16 protein-coding genes are annotated in these 15,874 nt (G+C 64.6%); 11 read left to right on the forward strand and 5 right to left on the reverse strand.

What is annotated here, in order from left to right; translation table 11 throughout:
• The first annotated feature begins 8 nt into the window (after positions 1-8).
• Positions 9-722 (forward strand): SDR family oxidoreductase, encoded by a 714-nt coding sequence (locus ABQF13_RS17505; protein ID WP_448394034.1) that lies wholly within the window; start codon positions 9-11, stop codon positions 720-722.
• A gap of 133 nt (positions 723-855) precedes the next feature.
• Entirely contained in the window at positions 856-2,067 is a 1,212-nt protein-coding gene (locus ABQF13_RS17510; protein ID WP_448394035.1) for a cytochrome P450, read from the forward strand.
• A gap of 50 nt (positions 2,068-2,117) precedes the next feature.
• Here the strand turns inward: ABQF13_RS17510 and ABQF13_RS17515 are convergent, their stop codons facing one another.
• From ABQF13_RS17515 to ABQF13_RS17525, 3 genes are all read right to left on the reverse strand, one after another.
• Positions 2,118-2,357, reverse strand: a complete 240-nt coding sequence (locus tag ABQF13_RS17515; protein WP_448394036.1) for a hypothetical protein — start codon at positions 2,355-2,357, stop codon at positions 2,118-2,120.
• 107 nt (positions 2,358-2,464) lie between these two features.
• Positions 2,465-3,673, reverse strand: a complete 1,209-nt coding sequence (locus ABQF13_RS17520; protein WP_448394037.1) for a cytochrome P450 — start codon at positions 3,671-3,673, stop codon at positions 2,465-2,467.
• Between the two features lie 8 nt (positions 3,674-3,681).
• Positions 3,682-4,518 (reverse strand): mycofactocin-coupled SDR family oxidoreductase, encoded by an 837-nt coding sequence (locus tag ABQF13_RS17525; protein ID WP_448394038.1) that lies wholly within the window; start codon positions 4,516-4,518, stop codon positions 3,682-3,684.
• Between the two features lie 49 nt (positions 4,519-4,567).
• Between ABQF13_RS17525 and ABQF13_RS17530 the strand changes: the two genes are divergently transcribed.
• From ABQF13_RS17530 to ABQF13_RS17550, 5 genes are all read left to right on the forward strand, one after another.
• Positions 4,568-5,164, forward strand: a complete 597-nt coding sequence (locus ABQF13_RS17530) for a TetR/AcrR family transcriptional regulator (RefSeq protein WP_448394039.1) — start codon at positions 4,568-4,570, stop codon at positions 5,162-5,164.
• Positions 5,165-5,327: 163 nt separating this feature from the next.
• The gene (locus tag ABQF13_RS17535; protein WP_448394040.1) at positions 5,328-5,756 is read left to right on the forward strand and encodes an MmpS family transport accessory protein; all 429 of its coding nucleotides are present in this window, start codon (positions 5,328-5,330) and stop codon (positions 5,754-5,756) included.
• Positions 5,753-8,659 carry an MMPL/RND family transporter gene (locus tag ABQF13_RS17540; protein WP_448394041.1) on the forward strand — a complete coding sequence of 969 codons (2,907 nt, stop codon included), beginning with the start codon at positions 5,753-5,755 and terminating at the stop codon, positions 8,657-8,659. Before ABQF13_RS17535 ends, ABQF13_RS17540 begins: the two co-directional genes overlap by 4 nt.
• 8 nt (positions 8,660-8,667) lie before the next feature.
• A complete protein-coding gene (locus ABQF13_RS17545) occupies positions 8,668-8,982 on the forward strand; it encodes a DUF732 domain-containing protein (protein WP_448394042.1) in 315 nt (104 codons plus the stop codon).
• Between the two features lie 13 nt (positions 8,983-8,995).
• On the forward strand, positions 8,996-9,436 hold the full coding sequence (locus ABQF13_RS17550; protein WP_448394043.1) for a DUF5078 domain-containing protein: 441 nt from the start codon (positions 8,996-8,998) through the stop codon (positions 9,434-9,436).
• Here the strand turns inward: ABQF13_RS17550 and ABQF13_RS17555 are convergent, their stop codons facing one another.
• Positions 9,437-10,096 (reverse strand): DUF7159 family protein, encoded by a 660-nt coding sequence (locus tag ABQF13_RS17555; RefSeq protein WP_448394044.1) that lies wholly within the window; start codon positions 10,094-10,096, stop codon positions 9,437-9,439.
• 237 nt (positions 10,097-10,333) lie between these two features.
• Between ABQF13_RS17555 and ABQF13_RS17560 the strand changes: the two genes are divergently transcribed.
• Positions 10,334-13,198: an MMPL/RND family transporter gene (locus ABQF13_RS17560; RefSeq protein WP_448394045.1), complete on the forward strand. Its 2,865-nt coding sequence runs from the start codon at positions 10,334-10,336 to the stop codon at positions 13,196-13,198.
• Here ABQF13_RS17560 and ABQF13_RS17565 read toward each other — a convergent pair.
• Entirely contained in the window at positions 13,184-13,582 is a 399-nt protein-coding gene (locus ABQF13_RS17565) for a DUF4267 domain-containing protein (RefSeq protein WP_448394046.1), read from the reverse strand. The genes ABQF13_RS17560 and ABQF13_RS17565 overlap by 15 nt on opposite strands.
• Positions 13,583-13,888: 306 nt before the next feature.
• Between ABQF13_RS17565 and ABQF13_RS17570 the strand changes: the two genes are divergently transcribed.
• The 3 genes from ABQF13_RS17570 to ABQF13_RS17580 all read left to right on the forward strand — a co-directional run bounded on the left by ABQF13_RS17570 (position 13,889) and on the right by ABQF13_RS17580 (position 15,750).
• On the forward strand, positions 13,889-14,293 hold the full coding sequence (locus ABQF13_RS17570) for an OsmC family peroxiredoxin (protein WP_448394047.1): 405 nt from the start codon (positions 13,889-13,891) through the stop codon (positions 14,291-14,293).
• Entirely contained in the window at positions 14,290-14,781 is a 492-nt protein-coding gene (locus tag ABQF13_RS17575) for a hemerythrin domain-containing protein (protein WP_448394048.1), read from the forward strand. The genes ABQF13_RS17570 and ABQF13_RS17575 overlap by 4 nt, the downstream gene beginning before the upstream one ends.
• 84 nt (positions 14,782-14,865) lie before the next feature.
• Entirely contained in the window at positions 14,866-15,750 is an 885-nt protein-coding gene (locus ABQF13_RS17580; protein WP_448394049.1) for a universal stress protein, read from the forward strand.
• The last annotated feature ends 124 nt before the right edge of the window (positions 15,751-15,874 follow it).

Consider the following 15,874-nt stretch of genomic DNA (forward strand, 5'->3'; position numbering starts at 1 on the left):
GGTCGGGTATGCGCACGGCGCTGATCACCGGCGGCAGCGGTGGCATCGGAAAGGCTTGTGGCCGACGGCTCGTCGCGGCCGGATACGATGTGCTCCTTATCGCGCGGCGCGAGGAACCGTTACGCGCGGCAGCCAACGAAGTCGGTGCCCGCTACGTCGTCGCCGACGCGAGCGAACCCGCCACCTTCCAGACCGCGGTCGACGCGGCCGGCCGAATCGACTTGGTGGTGCACGCGTCGGGCGTCCTCGGAGGCACCTACGTGCGCAAGCAGACCTTCGCGCAATGGCGGGCCACCATGGCGGCCAACCTGGATTCGTGCTTTGTGGTGAGCTCGGCCGCGTTGCCGCACATGACGGCGGGTTCGCGCTTCGTGTTCGTCTCGTCCTCGGCGGCCCACGAACCGATGCGGGCCCGCACCGCCTATTCGGCGTCGAAGGCGGGGATGAACGCGTTCGCTGGGGCGCTGGCGCAGGAAGTTGACCGCGACGGCATCAACGTGCACGTCGTCACCCCCGGCCCGGTCGAAACCGAGATGCTGCAGGACGTTCCGTTTGAGATGTACGCGATTCGGGCCGAGGACGTCGCGGAAGCGGTCGTGTGGCTGGACTCCCTCGATCCGTCGGTGGACCTGCCCGAGATCAGGCTGCACGCCGTCACCCGCGGCCCGTCCGCACGGCCACCGGTGGTTCCGTTGGAGGTACAGCGCCGCGCGGGCAGCTGATTTCAGCGCGCCTTGACCGTGGCCGGCAGACCGCAGGCGCTGCATCACGTCCCGTCGGTCGCCTTGACCTAGATTACCTAAATTAGTAAAGATAGTTACTTAGGGCGCAAAGATGTGCTGTCCGGGAGGCCAGGTGACGATCAGTATCGATTCCGACGATTCGATAGCCCCCGACTTGGCACGTGACCCCTATGCCTTCTTCGCGTACAAGCGCAGCACCGAACCGGTGTGGCGGGGTTCGATCAGCGACACCTCGATGGCGCCTCCAGAGCTGGTCTCCGATGAGGAGTGGACGCTGTTCGATTTCGACAGCGTGTTTTCCGCGTTCCGCGACGGCGACACGTTCGCCTCGGAGTTCTATGACAACACCATCGGGTTGGTGCTCGGCCCGACCATCCTGAGCATGCACGGTAAGCAGCACCACGACCATCGCAGCCTGGTCGCCAAGGCCTTTCGGCAGAGCGCACTTGAGTACTGGGAGCCTGCGCTGATCGACCCGATCTGTCACCGTCTGGTCGACGAGATCAGGGACAACGGTGAAGCCGACCTGGTCCGGGCGCTGACATTCGAATTCCCCACCCGCATCACCGCGGCGCTGTTGGGGCTGCCGCAGCAGGACCTGGAGCTGTTCCGGCGGCTGTCACTGGAGCTCATCTCGATCAGCGAGGACATCGAGGCCGGGCTCAACGCATCTGTCGAATTGGGCGCCTACTTCCAGGATCAGGTGGATCAGCGGCGCAAGGCGAATACCGACGACATCATCGGTGACCTCGTCGCCGCGGAGATCGACGGCGAACGGCTCACCGACGAAGCGATCATCTCGTTTCTCCGGCTGCTGCTGCCCGCCGGGCTCGAGACCACCTATCGGTCGTCGAGCAACCTGCTCTATCTACTGCTGACCCATCCCGAGCAGCTGGATGAGGTGCAGAAGGACCGCGACCTTATCGGGATCGCGATCGAGGAGGGCCTGCGCTACGAGACCCCGTTGGTTTCGGTGCCGCGCAACACGACTCGCGACGTCGAGGTCCACGGCGTGCGCATTCCGCAAGGTGCACAGGTCAACCTGTGCATGGGTTCCGCCAACCGCGATGAGAAGCGATGGCCCGACGCCGAGGTTTTCGACATCCACCGGGCGCGAAAACCCCACATCTCGTTTGCGGGCGGCATTCACAGCTGCCTTGGCCTACATCTGGCCAGGGTCGAGACACGGGCAATGCTGAACAGCCTCTTCGACCGGGTCACCGATCTCGAACTGGTCGCCGGCGACGACACCAGAATCGTGGGTATGCCGTTTCGCTCCCCCACGCGTCTTCCGGTGACGTTTCGCGCCACGGATCGCGTTTGAGCGCGAAAGCGCGAGTAGACCTCGCCAATTCGTCGGTCCCGACGCGCGGCCTAGTACTGCCCGAGGGGACGACAGACGTTCTTGACCGGGTTCCAGTACTCCCCCGGTGCGCATGCCAGCGGCGCGGTCGCCACCGGCGGCCGGCACACGTTGTCGACCGGGTCCCACCACTCCCCGTTCTGGCAGTTGAGCGGCTGGGCAGCGCCGACGGCCGACGCCATCACCGACAGCGCGGCCACCGGCGCGAACGCGGCAGCGACGATAGAGGAACGACGGATGACGTTTCGCATGCGCTCATCTTGCCCCATCCGCGCTCAGTTCAAACCCCGAGATCGACGAAATGACGTGATCTACTCGCGCTTTCCCGCCCGTTTGCCCCTTTCGGCACCGAGGGCATTCACACCACGATGCGGAGGTGTTGCCAACCGCGCACGGTCGACGTCGGCGCCAGTTGTGCAGTCTCGTAATCGATGTCCCACTCCGGCCAGCGGTTCAGCAGTTCATCGAGCGCGACACGGCCCTCCAGTCGCGCGAGGTTCGCCCCCAGGCAATAGTGCAGTCCCTTGCCGAACGTCAGGTGGGCGATGTTGGGCCGGTGGATGTCGAACGTGTCCGGATCGGCGTAGCGACGCGGGTCCCGGTTGGCGGCACCGAACAGCAACAACATCGCCGCCCCAGCGGGCACCGTCGTGCCGTAGCACTCGAAATCGCGCGCCATGTAGCGCGCGACGTGCGGGCCGGTCGGCTCGAAGCGCAGCGTCTCATCGACGGTGCGGGTGAGCAGCGACCGGTCTTCGACGACCTCGCGGCGCTGATCCGGGTGCTCGGCAAGCACTTTGGCCAGCCAGCCGATGAGCCGCCCGGTCGTCTCGTTGCCCGCACCGGCCACCACCTGGGTGTAGTGCAGCACCTCTTTGCGAGTCAGCTTGCGCGTCACACCGTCCTCGTCGGTGAACTCGACGTTGAGCAGGGCGGTCATCAGATCGTCGGACGGGTTCTTGGACCGCCACTCGACATAGTCGGCATAGATGCTGCCGTCGGCGATCTTGTCGGCGTTGACGACCTTCATCGGCGCGCCCGGCTTGGTGCGAAGGTTGGCATCGTTGGCATCGCGCACCGAAACCTGTTCGGACTCAGGGATACCCAGCAGCATACCGATCACCCGCATCGGCATCATCGACGCCAGCTCGGCGATGATGTCGAAACCGCCGGAGCCCACCAACGGATCAAGGCAGCCGACACAGTAGCGGCGGATCTGGTCCTCGATCTCGGCCATCCGGCGCGGCGTGAACACCCGCGACATCAGCCCGCGCAACATCGTGTGGATGGGCGGATCCTCGAACATCATTACACCCTTGGGCATGTCGAAGTCCGACTTGATGAGCTCCAGGATGTCGCTGCGCTGGTTGGAGAACGTCTCCCAGTTCGCCAGGGCCTTGTCGACGTCGGAATGACGTGAGAGCGCCCAGAAGTCGTAGCGCTCGTTGTAGTAGATCGGCGCCTCTTCGCGCAGCCGCGCGTACGTCGCATACGGGTTGGCGGTGATATCGACGTCGTATGGGTCGTAGTAGACGTCGGTGGCTGAGCCGGTATCGGGGACGCTCATTGCTTCCTCTACTTCAGCATGCTGCCGGCGTCGACGGGCAACGTGACACCGGTGATGTAGCGGGCTTCATCGGAGGCCAGAAACAGCACCGCGTTGCTGATGTCTTCGGTCTCCACCCACGGGGTCGGCAGGAAATGAAAGGACTGACAGACCGGTGCCAGGTCGTCGGGTCCGGGGTCGGGCAAGTCAGGGCGAAACATCCGGTAGGTCGGTTCGTTCATCAACAGCGGGCTGTTGACGTGGGTCGGATGCACGGTGTTGACGCGGATCGAATGTTGTCCCAGTTCGACGGCGAAGGTCCGCATCAAGCCGACGACGCCGTGTTTCGCGGTGACGTAATGGCCGACGTGTGGATAGGCCTTGAGCCCGCCGACCGAGCTGGTGATGATCACCGAGCCGCCGCGTCCGCCGGCCAGCAGGTGCGGCACACCTGCCTTGACGGTTTTCCAGACGCCCCCGAGATTGACGTCCAACGTCTCCTGCCACGACTCTTCGCCCATCTTGTGCAGCTTGACGCCGACGGTGCCGATGCCGGCGTTGGCCACGATGATGTCGAGGCGGCCGAGTTGCTCGACCCCGTTGTCGACCGCGGCCTTGAGCGCTCCGAAATCGCGGACGTCGACCTCGGCGGTGACGATACGGCGATCGAGGCCCTTGACGAGGTCCGCCGTCTCGGCCAGATCCTCGGGGGTGGCCGCCGGCGCCGGCGAGCCCCCGAAACCACGGCAGACGTCGATCGCGATGATGTCGGCGCCCTCCTGGGCAAGCCGCACCGCGTGGCTGCGTCCCTGACCTCGTGCGGCACCGGTGATGAACGCAACCTTGCCAGCTACCCGACCGGCCATCCACGCTCCCTCAATTGTTGGGCGATCGCCCAACATTTATGCTGAGGCTATGTCTAGCAGCCCCGCTGAGCAGGGGTCAAGGGTCCGCCGCGAGTCGGCAACGCGACAGGCGTTGATCGAGGCGACCGCCCAGGTGATGTTGGAAGACGGTTACGCCGCAGCCACTTCGCGCCGCGTAGCGGCCAAGGCCGGGGTCAAGCCCGCGCTCGTGCACTACTACTTCCCGACGATGGACGACCTCTACCTCGCAGTGCTGCGGTCGGGTGCCGAGGCCAACCTCGCCAAACAGCGCCAGGCCACGGCCGGGGATCAACCCCTGCACGCGCTGTGGCGGCTCAACAGCACCCACGGCGCCCAGCTGTGGATGGAATTCATGGCGTTGGCCAACCACCGCAAAGAGATCCGCAGCGAAATCGCGGCGTATGCCGATCGGTTCGGCGACGCGGAGCAAAACGCCATGGCACTTGCGTTGCGTGCCCACGATGTCGACGTCGAGGCGTTTCCGCCGGTGGTCATGTCGATGATCCTGACCAGCCTGGCACGGGTGCTGCTGCTGGAGCGCGGACTGGGCATCACCCGAGGTCACGCCGAGGCCCAGGCGTTCATCGACCGCCACCTGCAACGGTTCGAACTTCCCGGTGAGTGATCTAAACCGCAAGGTCACGGTGGGAGTGACCAGCGACACACTGACTTGAGCTAACCTAGGCCGAAATGAGAAGTTATACCGGCTAAGTACGCACGCCGGAATTGAGACGATACGAAAATCAAGGGGCGCGATATATGGACGGCAGCGGTCGAAGGCGAATGACGTGATCCGCCTCGCCAAGCGGGTGTGGATCCCACTCGTGATCATCGTCGTGGTCGCCATCGCCGGGTTCACCGTGCAGCGCATCCGTACGTTCTTCGGCGCCGAGGGCATTATCACCACGCCGACGGTGTTCGCCGACGACCCCGAACCGTTCGACCCCAAAGTCGTGACCTACGAGATCTTCGGCACCGGTTCCTACGCCGACATCAACTACCTCGATCTCGACGCCAAACCGATCCGCGTCGACGGCGCGTCGCTGCCGTGGACCCTGACGTTGCAAACGACCGCCCCGTCTGCGGCGCCCAACATCGTCGCTCAGGGTGACGGACAATCGATCACCTGTCGGATCACCGTCGACGACGAGGTCAAGGACGAGAGAACCTCCACCGGCGTCAGCGCCCAGACCTTCTGCTACGTGAAATCCGCATGAGCGTGCCGTCCAGCGAGGCGCCGACAGACGCCTTCCCGCCGGCGAGGCACACCCAACGTCCGTTCATCCCGAGGATGATCCGCAAGTTCGCGGTGCCGATCATCCTGGCCTGGATCCTGCTCATCGCGGTGCTGAATATCGCTGTGCCGCAACTGGAGACGGTCGGTCAGATGCGCGCGGTGTCGATGAGCCCCGACGAGGCGCCGTCGATGATCTCGATGAAACGCATCGGCGAGGTCTTCGAGGAGTTCGACTCCGACAGCTCGGCGATGATCGTCCTGGAGGGTGAAGAACCCCTCGGCGACGATGCGCGCGCGTTCTACGACAAGATCGTCGACGAGCTGGAAGCCGACACCAAGCACGTCCAGAGCGTCCAGGACTTCTGGAGCGACCCGCTGACCGCGGCTGGCGCGCAGAGCAACGACGGCAAGGCGGTCTACGTCCAGGCCTATCTCGCCGGTAACCAGGGCGAGAGCCTGGCCAACGAATCGGTGCAGGCGGTCCAGGACATCGTGGCCGGCATCCCGCCGCCGCCGGGTGTCAAGGCGTACGTGACGGGCCCGGCCGCCCTGTCGGCCGACCAGCACATCGCCAGCGACCGCAGTATGCGGCTGATCGAGGCGGTCACCTTCACGGTAATCATCACGATGCTGCTGCTGGTCTACCGCTCGATCGTCACCGTGGTGATCACGCTGGTGATGGTCGTGCTGCAGTTGCTCGCGACCCGAGGCGTGGTCTCTTTCCTCGGCTACCACGAAATCATCGGGCTCTCACCGTTTGCCACCAACCTGCTCGTCACGTTGGCCATCGCCGCAGGCACCGACTACGCGATCTTCCTCAACGGGCGATACCAAGAAGCGCGTGGCGCTGGTGAAGACCGAGAATCGGCTTTCTACACCATGTTTGGCGGCACCGCCCACGTCGTGCTTGGCTCGGGCCTGACGATCGCCGGCGCCACGTTCTGCCTGAGCTTCACCAGGCTGCCCTACTTCCAGTCGCTGGGTGTCCCGCTGGCCATCGGCATGGTGACCTGTGTGTTCGCCGCGCTCACGCTCGGGTCGTCGATCATCACCGTGGCGACTCGGTTCGGCAACTTGCTCGAACCCAAGCGGGCGATGCGGGTGCGCGGTTGGCGCAAGATCGGCGCCGCCGTCGTGCGGTGGCCGGGCCCGATCCTGGTCGCCACAATCGCGCTGTCGCTGGTCGGTCTGCTGGCCCTGCCCGGCTACCACACCAACTACAACGACCGGACTTACCTGCCGGCGGACCTGCCCGCCAACGAGGGCTACGCGGCCGCTGACCGCCACTTCTCACAGGCACGGATGAATCCGGAACTGTTGATGGTCGAAAGCGACCACGACCTACGCAACTCGGCGGACTTCCTGGTCATCGACAAGATCGCCAAGGCGGTGTTCCGGGTTCCCGGGATCTCCCGGGTGCAGGCCATCACCAGGCCCGACGGCAAGCCGATCGAACACACCTCGATTCCGTTCCTGATCAGCATGCAGGGCACCACCCAGCAGATGAACCAGAAGTATCTGCAGGACCGCATGGCCGACATGCTGGTTCAGGCCGATGAGATGTCGAAGACCATCGCGAGCATGGAACGGATGTCGGCACTGACCGCGGAGATGGCCGACGTCACCCACGCAATGGTCACCAAGATGAAGGACATGACGGTCAGCGTCGCCGAAATGCGGGACAGCATCGCCAATTTCGACGACTTCTTCCGGCCGATACGCAACTACTTTTACTGGGAACCGCATTGCTACAACATCCCGATCTGTTGGGCGTTCCGGTCGGTGTTCGACACCCTCGACGGCATCGACACGATGACCCACAACATCCAGGACATGCTCCCGGATATGGAGCGCCTCGATGAGCTGATGCCGCAGATGGTCGTCCTGATGCCGTCGATGATCGAGACGATGAAGACCATGCGGACGATGATGCTGACCATGCACGCCTCCCAGAAGGGGCTGCAGGATCAGATGGCGGCCATGCAGGAGAACTCCAGCGCCATGGGCGAGGCGTTCGACGCGTCGATGAACGACGACTCCTTCTACCTCCCGCCGGAAGTGTTCGACAACGAAGACTTCAAGAAGGGTATGGAGAACTTCATCTCGCCTGACGGAAATTCGGTGCGGTTCATCATCTCTCATGAGGGCGATCCGATGACCCCGGAGGGCATCGCCAAGATCGAGCAGATTCAACAGGCGGCCAAGGAGGCCATCAAGGGCACCCCCCTGGAGGGCTCCAAGATCTACCTGGCCGGCACGGCCGCGGTGTTCAAGGATATGGCCGACGGCAACGTCTACGACCTGACGATCGCGGCGATCGCGTCATTGGCGCTGATCTTCATCATCATGTTGCTGATCACCCGCGCCGTGGTCGCGGCCGCGGTGATCGTCGGCACGGTGGTGCTGTCGTTGGGTGCGTCGTTCGGCTTGTCGATCCTGATCTGGCAGCACATCCTCGGGATCGATCTGCACTGGATGGTGATGGCGATGTCGGTCATCATCCTGTTGGCGGTCGGCGCCGACTACAACCTGTTGTTGGTGGCCCGGCTCAAGGAGGAACTGCATGCCGGCATCAACACCGGCATCATCCGCGCGATGGGCGGCAGCGGCTCGGTGGTGACGTCAGCGGGCCTGGTCTTCGCATTCACGATGATGTCGATGGCGGTCAGCGAATTGACCGTAATCGGCCAGGTGGGCACGACCATCGGGTTAGGCTTGCTGTTCGACACTCTGGTGGTCCGCGCCTTCATGACGCCGTCGATCGCGGCGTTGTTGGGCAAATGGTTCTGGTGGCCTCAACGGGTCCGTCAGCGACCCGTACCATCGGCGTGGCCGAAACCCAAAGAGTTCACACAGGCGGGTCAACAAGGAGGGCAGCTTTGAAGCGCTCGATGGTCGCAATAGCCGTGGCCGCAGCCGGGCTGACGTTCGCAGCGCCGGCATCCGCTGATGTCGACACTGCCTTCGCCTCGGAGCTGCACAGCTACGGGATCTACGGTCAGCGCGACTTCAACGCCTGGATCGCGAAGATCAGCTGCAAGCGGTTGCGCAACGACGTCGACCGCAACGCCAACGATTCCGCGGAGTTCATCTTCGACCAGCTGCAGCGCGGTAGCACCACCGAACAGGCGTGGCAGTTCCTCGGCGCGGCGCTGCGCACCTACTGCCCCGACAAACTGCCGATTCTCGACGACGCGGCGCGCTAGAAGGAGTCGAAAAGTGTTACGCAAAGTCAGCATCGCCCTGGCCGCGGCCGTCAGCGCGGCCGTGCTCTTTCCGGCAACGGCGTCCGCGGACGCCACCGAGGACTACCCGATCCCCAACCGGATGCTCAAGACGACGTGCACGGTCGACCAGTACATGGCCGCGGTGCGGGACACCGACCCGGTGTACTACGAGCGCTACATGATCGACTACAAGAACAAGTCGCCTCAGGTCCAACAGGGCGCACGGGACCGGATCCACTGGTACTTCTCGATGGACTACCCCGGTCGCCGCGCCTACTCGGAGAACATCGCCACCAATATCTACTACGAGCAGATGGCGTTCGCGTGGCCCAACTGGGCGAAGCTGTTCTTCAACAACAAGGGTGTGGTGGCGCACGGCACCGAGGTGTGCGCGGACTACCCGCCCCATGACCCGTCCGTCTGGACCTGGTGATTACGGTAGGGCGCTGACCACCGAGCTCAGTACTTCTGTCATCGGGTCCCCTACGGGCGCAATCGGATTGGGAGCGGCGGCGACGACGGCCTCGGGCGCGCTGGAGTAGGTGGGCGCGGGCCGGGTCGCCGGCGCCACGTCAGGGATGGTGTAGGTCTTCAGCGACGACGCCGGCGCGTCCAGCGGCGCGACGGTCACCGCCACCACCGTGGTGGTGGATGCCGCATCGCTGCCCGACGACGAGGCTTCCGGCTGTCCGCCGAGTTCGGGCGCCACGGCGAACAGCGCGATCACACCGCCCACCACGATGGCGGCCGCGCGCAGGTGCGAACCGAACCGGCGCCGCCGACGTGCCGGCTTCGCGACAGGCGGGGTATCGACATTGTCGAAACCTGTGTCCCGCAACCACTCCCGAAGCAGTGACGCGTTCGCTTCGACGTCGTCGGTGTATCGCAGCGAGACTGATTTCACCACATAACCGCTGGCGTCGGCGATGGCCAGCGCGCCGCGCACCGCGCCCTGATGAGCGGTGATGTCGCCGTCGTCGGAGGCGGTGTCGACGTGGTCGTGATCAAGGACGGCCTCGTTCACGCCGGTCGCGTCAACCAATGCCCAGGAGATACCGGTCGAGGTCATCGAAAGCTCGAGCGCTGTCTGCACCGCTGCCCCATCTCTGTCGATCCGCCGTGCCTCAACGTGAATATCGGCCCAGGGGTCGTCGTGTTACTGCGGCGGTGAAGTTGCCCTCAGCCAAGGCCCCTACAATGTTGCGCACTGCCGCGTCGTACACCGGCGTGGCTGGTCAGCAGAGGTAGTTCGCCGTAGGCCAGCCTAATCTGGTAAAAACTAAGACGGTCTAACACTCCAAGGGAGGAGCTCAGCCGAGGTGTTGGCTAGGTGAGCACCCCTGCCGTCGATTCGGCACCGACAGCACATAAGCCGTTGCGGTCCAACGTGGCCACCTGGATCCGGCGCCTGGCGGTGCCGATCATCATCGGCTGGATCCTTCTGATCGCGGTCCTCAACGTCTCGGTGCCGCAGCTCGAGGTCGTCGGCCAGATGCGTTCGGTTTCGATGAGCCCCGACGAAGCGCCGTCGGTGATCGCGATGAAACGCATCGGCACGGTCTTCGAGGAGTACGACTCCGACAGCTCGGCGATGATCGTCATCGAGGGCCAGGAACCTCTCGGGGACGAGGAGCGGGCCTACTACAACGAGCTGATCGGCAAGCTCGAAGCCGACACCAAACACGTTGAGCACGTACAGGACTTCTGGGGCGACCCGCTGACCGAGGCCGCCGCGCTCAGCGCCGACCGCAAGGCCGTCTACGTGCAGGTGTACCTGGCCGGCAACATGGGCGAGGCGTTGTCCAACGAGTCGGTGGAGACGGTGCAGAACATCGTCGACGGGTTGCCACCTCCGCCGAGCGTCGACGTGTTCGTCACCGGTGGATCGGCGTTGATAGCCGATCAGCAGATCGCCAGCGACCGCAGCGTACGCATCATCGAGATGGTGACGTTCGCCGTCATCATCACGATGTTGCTGCTGGTCTACCGGTCCATCACGACCGTGCTGTTGACGCTGGCGATGGTGGTCCTTGCGCTGGCGGCTACCCGCGGCGTGGTGGCCTTCCTCGGCTACCACGACCTCATCGGGCTCTCGACGTTCGCCACCAACCTGCTCGTCACCTTGGCCATCGCGGCGTCGACGGACTACGCGATCTTTCTCACCGGTCGCTACCAGGAAGCGCGCACGATAGGACAGGACCGGGTCACCGCCTTCCACACGATGTATCGCGGCACCGCCCACGTCGTGCTCGGGTCGGGTATGACGATCGCCGGGGCGACGTTCTGCCTGTCCTTCACCCGGCTGCCGTATTTCCAGTCGCTCGGCGTGCCGCTGGCGGTCGGGATGACGACGGCGGTGTTCGTCGCGCTGACCCTGGGCGCCGCGATCATCATCGTGGCCAGTCGGTTCGGCCTGCTCGAACCCAAGCGCGCGATGCGGATTCGGGGTTGGCGCAAGATCGGCGCCGCCATCGTGCGCTGGCCGGCACCGATCCTGTTCGTGACGGTCGCGATCTCCCTCGTCGGCCTGCTGGCCCTGCCCGGCTACCAGCCCAACTACAACGACCGCCAGTATCTGCCGCCCGACCTGCCCGCCAACGAAGGTTTCGCGGCGGCTGAACGGCATTTCTCCCCCGCCACGATGAACCCCGAAGTGCTGCTCGTGGAAAGCGACCACGACCTGCGCAACTCGGCGGACTTCCTGGTGATCGACAAGATCGCCAAAGCCGTGTTCGACGTGCCCGGCATCGGCAGAGTTCAGTCGATCACCCGCCCGGACGGCAAGCCGATCGAGTTCAGCACGATTCCGGCCCAGATCAGCCTCGGCGGCGTCACCCAGGACCTGAACCGCAAGTACATGCAGGACCGCATGGACGACATGCTGGTGCAGGCCGAGGAGATGCAGACGACCATCGACACGATGACCCGAATGATGTCGTTGATGGCCGAGATGAACGCGACCACCCACAGCATGGTCGAAAAGACCCGGACGATGACCGTCGACATTGTCGAACTGCGCGACCACATCGCCAACTTCGACGACTTCTTCCGGCCGATCCGCAACTACTTCTACTGGGAACCGCACTGCTACAACATCCCGGTCTGTTGGACCCTGAGGTCGATCTTCGACACCATCGACGGCGTCAATGTCATGACCGACAATGTCCAGGCGCTGCTGCCCGAATTGGAACGCCTCGATGCGCTGATGCCGCAACTGCTTGCGCTGATGCCCGAGCAGATCCAGACGATGAAGAACATGAAGAAGATGATGCTGACCATGCACGCCACCCAGGCGGGCATGCAGGATCAACAGGCCGCGATGTCGGAGAACCAGTCCGCCATGGGCGATGCGTTCAACAACTCGTGGAACGACGACACGTTCTACCTGCCGCCGGAGATCTTCGACAACGAAGACTTCAAGAAGGGCATGGAGAACTTCATCTCGCCCAATGGGCACGCGGTGCGGTTCATCATCAACCACGAAGGTGACCCGCTCAGCGCGGCCGGCATCGACCGCATCGACGCGATCAAGCTGGCCGCCAAGGAAGCCGTCAAGGGCACACCGCTGGAGGGCTCGACGATCTACCTCGGCGGTACCGCGTCGTCGTTCAAGGACATGCGCGACGGCAACAGCTACGACCTGATGATCGCGGGCATCCTCGCGTTGGCGCTGATCTTCACGATCATGCTGCTGATCACGCGCAGCATCGTCGCGGCGGGTGTCATCGTCGGCACCGTGGTGTTGTCGCTGGGCGCGTCCTTCGGGCTCTCGGTGCTGCTGTGGCAACACGTCCTGGGCATCGAATTGCAGTTCATGGTGATGGCCATGGCGGTGATCATCCTGTTGGCCGTCGGCGCCGACTACAACCTGCTGCTGGTGGCACGCCTGAAAGAAGAACTGCCGGCCGGGGTCAACACGGCCATCATCCGGGCGATGGGCGGCAGCGGATCGGTGGTGACCGCCGCGGGTCTGGTGTTCGCCTTCACGATGTTCTCGATGGTGGTCAGCGAGTTGACCGTGGTCGCTCAGGTCGGCACGACGATCGGGCTGGGCCTGTTGTTCGACACGTTGGTGATCCGCGCCTTCATGACACCGTCGATCGCAGCGCTGCTGGGCAAGTGGTTCTGGTGGCCCCAGGTGGTGCGTGCGCGGCCGAGGCCCGCGCCGTGGCCCGAGCCCCTAGCTCGACGCTGAATTCTGCGATGACTGTGGGCGTCTGCGCATTGCGCCCCACAGCCCGACGCCGATGCCGACGACCGCGCCGCCGAGGCCGATGGTGCGCTGGGACGGCTTCATCTCGTTGTGCACCCCGATCCCGCCGAGCAGGTCGGCGGCGTCGGCGCCGCCGGAGGCGAGGAACCAGCCCCGGGTGTTGCGCCCACGCAGCGCCGCCGCGGTCAGCAGACCACCGATGAGTGCGTCGCGGTAGCCCATCGAACGCAACAGCAGTTGGGTCGTCGGCGTCGTGTCGTCAGGGGCGCCCCACAACCGGTTGGCTGCCAGCGGGTCGACGAGAAATGAGATGCCTGACGCGAGGCGGATGCTGCCCGCGACCAGCGCGGCACGGTCGATCGACATGGCTGGAGCCTAAGCGGTCGGACCGTGTCGCCGGGGCAGAAACCCGGATACCGCCGCAGACATCTAGCCGTGCATAACGCAAGACTTGCCTAATGCAATACTGGGTCCGTCGCATCCGAGCGGGAGATGGCGCAACGGATGTTCGGATTCACCGCTGCGCGACGTCACCGCCACATTCGAGGAGACCAAGCAGTTGCGCGGACGACTGGCGGCCCAGCCCTCGCGGTAACGCCGAGACTGGAGTAGCGTTTCTACAAATGATGACTGTATAAACACGGGCCTCCGTCGCAGAAGAAAAGAGAACTCATGGCTATCGCTGATCGCACCACGCGCACCGTCTGGGCAGGCCCGGGAAACGATGTCACCTGGGCCGCACGCACCGAACAGCCCGGCGGTAAGACCAGCCCCGAAGAACTGGCCGCCGCAGCGCATTCGTCATGCTTCTCGATGGCGCTTGCGCTCAAACTCGGTGAGCACCACGTTGAGCCGCAACGGCTGGACGTGCAGGCGACGGTGACGCTCGACGAGGTCGACGGGTTACCGACGATCGTCACCTCGGCACTGGACATCACTGCCGAAGTCGAGGGAATCGCAGCCGCAGATTTTCGGAAGGTTGGGGATGAGGCCGCCGCGCTGTGCCCGGTGTCGCGGCTGTTCGCCGGCGCGAAAATCAGCGTCAACGCACAACTGCTGGCCCGGGAGACGGCATGAGCGCCACGTTGAGCGCCGCGCTCGAACGCGAGCACCAGACCATCGACCGCGGTATCGAACTCTTCGCCGACAGGGCCCACGCGGAGGTCACCGATGAGCACCGCGACGCACTGCGCCAAGCGGTGGCCGTGCTGCGGCGACACATCTATCTCGAAGAGGAGTACCTGTTCCCGCCGCTGCGGGCGGCGGGCATGGTGGGCCCGGTCATGGTGATGGTGCATGAGCACGCTCACATCTGGCCGCTGCTGGAACAACTCGACGATTGTCTCACCCGCGACAGCACCGACACCGCAGCGCAGCTGTGCCGAGAATTGTTGACGCTGTTGGGATCGCACAACTGGAAGGAAGAGCGGATTCTCTACCCGCAGGCCGACGACACGCTGTCTGCCTCGGACCGCGATGAGCTGACGGAACTCGTCGCGACCGCGCAGGTCCCTGACGGCTGGGTCTGCCACGGTGCCGTGACGGGTGACCAAACGGTCTCCTGAGCAAGGGCCTTTCCCGTCCGCCGGGCGCGCCCACAGTGCACACTGTTGGGCACCGGCTTTTCGGCGAGCACGGAGGAGGCTGAGGTGGCGGCTCTGATCGAGAATCCCGGCATCGTCGCCGGCGTCGACGGATCATCGACGTCCACGGTGGCGATCGGCTGGGCGGCGCGGGAGGCGGCACTGCGTGGCGTCGCGCTCACGTTGGTGAACGTGGTCAACCCAATCATCACCACGTCCCCACACGTCCCGCTGCCCGTCGACCTGCACCAGTGGCAACAGGAGATGGTCGGGCACTACATGGAGGCCGCGGTCAAGCTCGTCGACTCCTACGCCGCCGAGCACCGGCCCGCCAAAGTCAACACCGAGGTGTTCTTCGGATCCACCGTGCCCACGTTTGTCGACATCTCGGAGACGGCCGACATGGTCGTGGTCGGCAACCGGGGCCGCGGCGCGGTCAGCAGGCTTCTGCTCGGCTCCGTGACGTCGGGGCTGGTACATCGCGCGCATTGCCCGGTGGCCGTCATCGGCGACGACAAATCAGCGACGCCGGACACAGCGACCGCGCCGGTTCTAGTCGGCGTGGACGGCTCCGCGGGCGCCGACTACGCCACCGACATCGCATTCGAGGCGGCGGCGCTGCGGGGCGTGGAGGTCGTGGCGTTGGAGGCGTGGAGCGACACCGTGCTCGATCTGCCCGAGTTGGACTGGGAAACGGTCAAGACCCACGAGGAACAACGGCTGACCGATCATCTGACCCCGTGGCAGAAGCGGTACCCCAACGTGGCAGTGCGGCCGGTGGTGGTGCGCGACGAGCCGGCACGCCAACTCGTCGAGCACGCCGAGTCCGCGCAGCTGGTGGTCGTCGGCAGCCGTGGCCGCGGCGGGTTCACCGGAATGCTGCTGGGATCGGTCAGCTCGGCCGTGGTGCAGGCCGTTCGCAAGCCGGTGATCGTCGCGCGCCCGCGCTGAAGGACGAATTGCCCTTGTTGTGCCGTGGTGGCCCATCGCTATGCGTCGGCGGAGAAGGTAGGACCGTTCATCTACTCCATGATCGTGTTCTCCGCGCTGATCGACTGGATCGTCTGGCAGCATC

The sequence above is a fragment of the Mycolicibacterium sp. XJ879 genome, assembly GCF_053483935.1.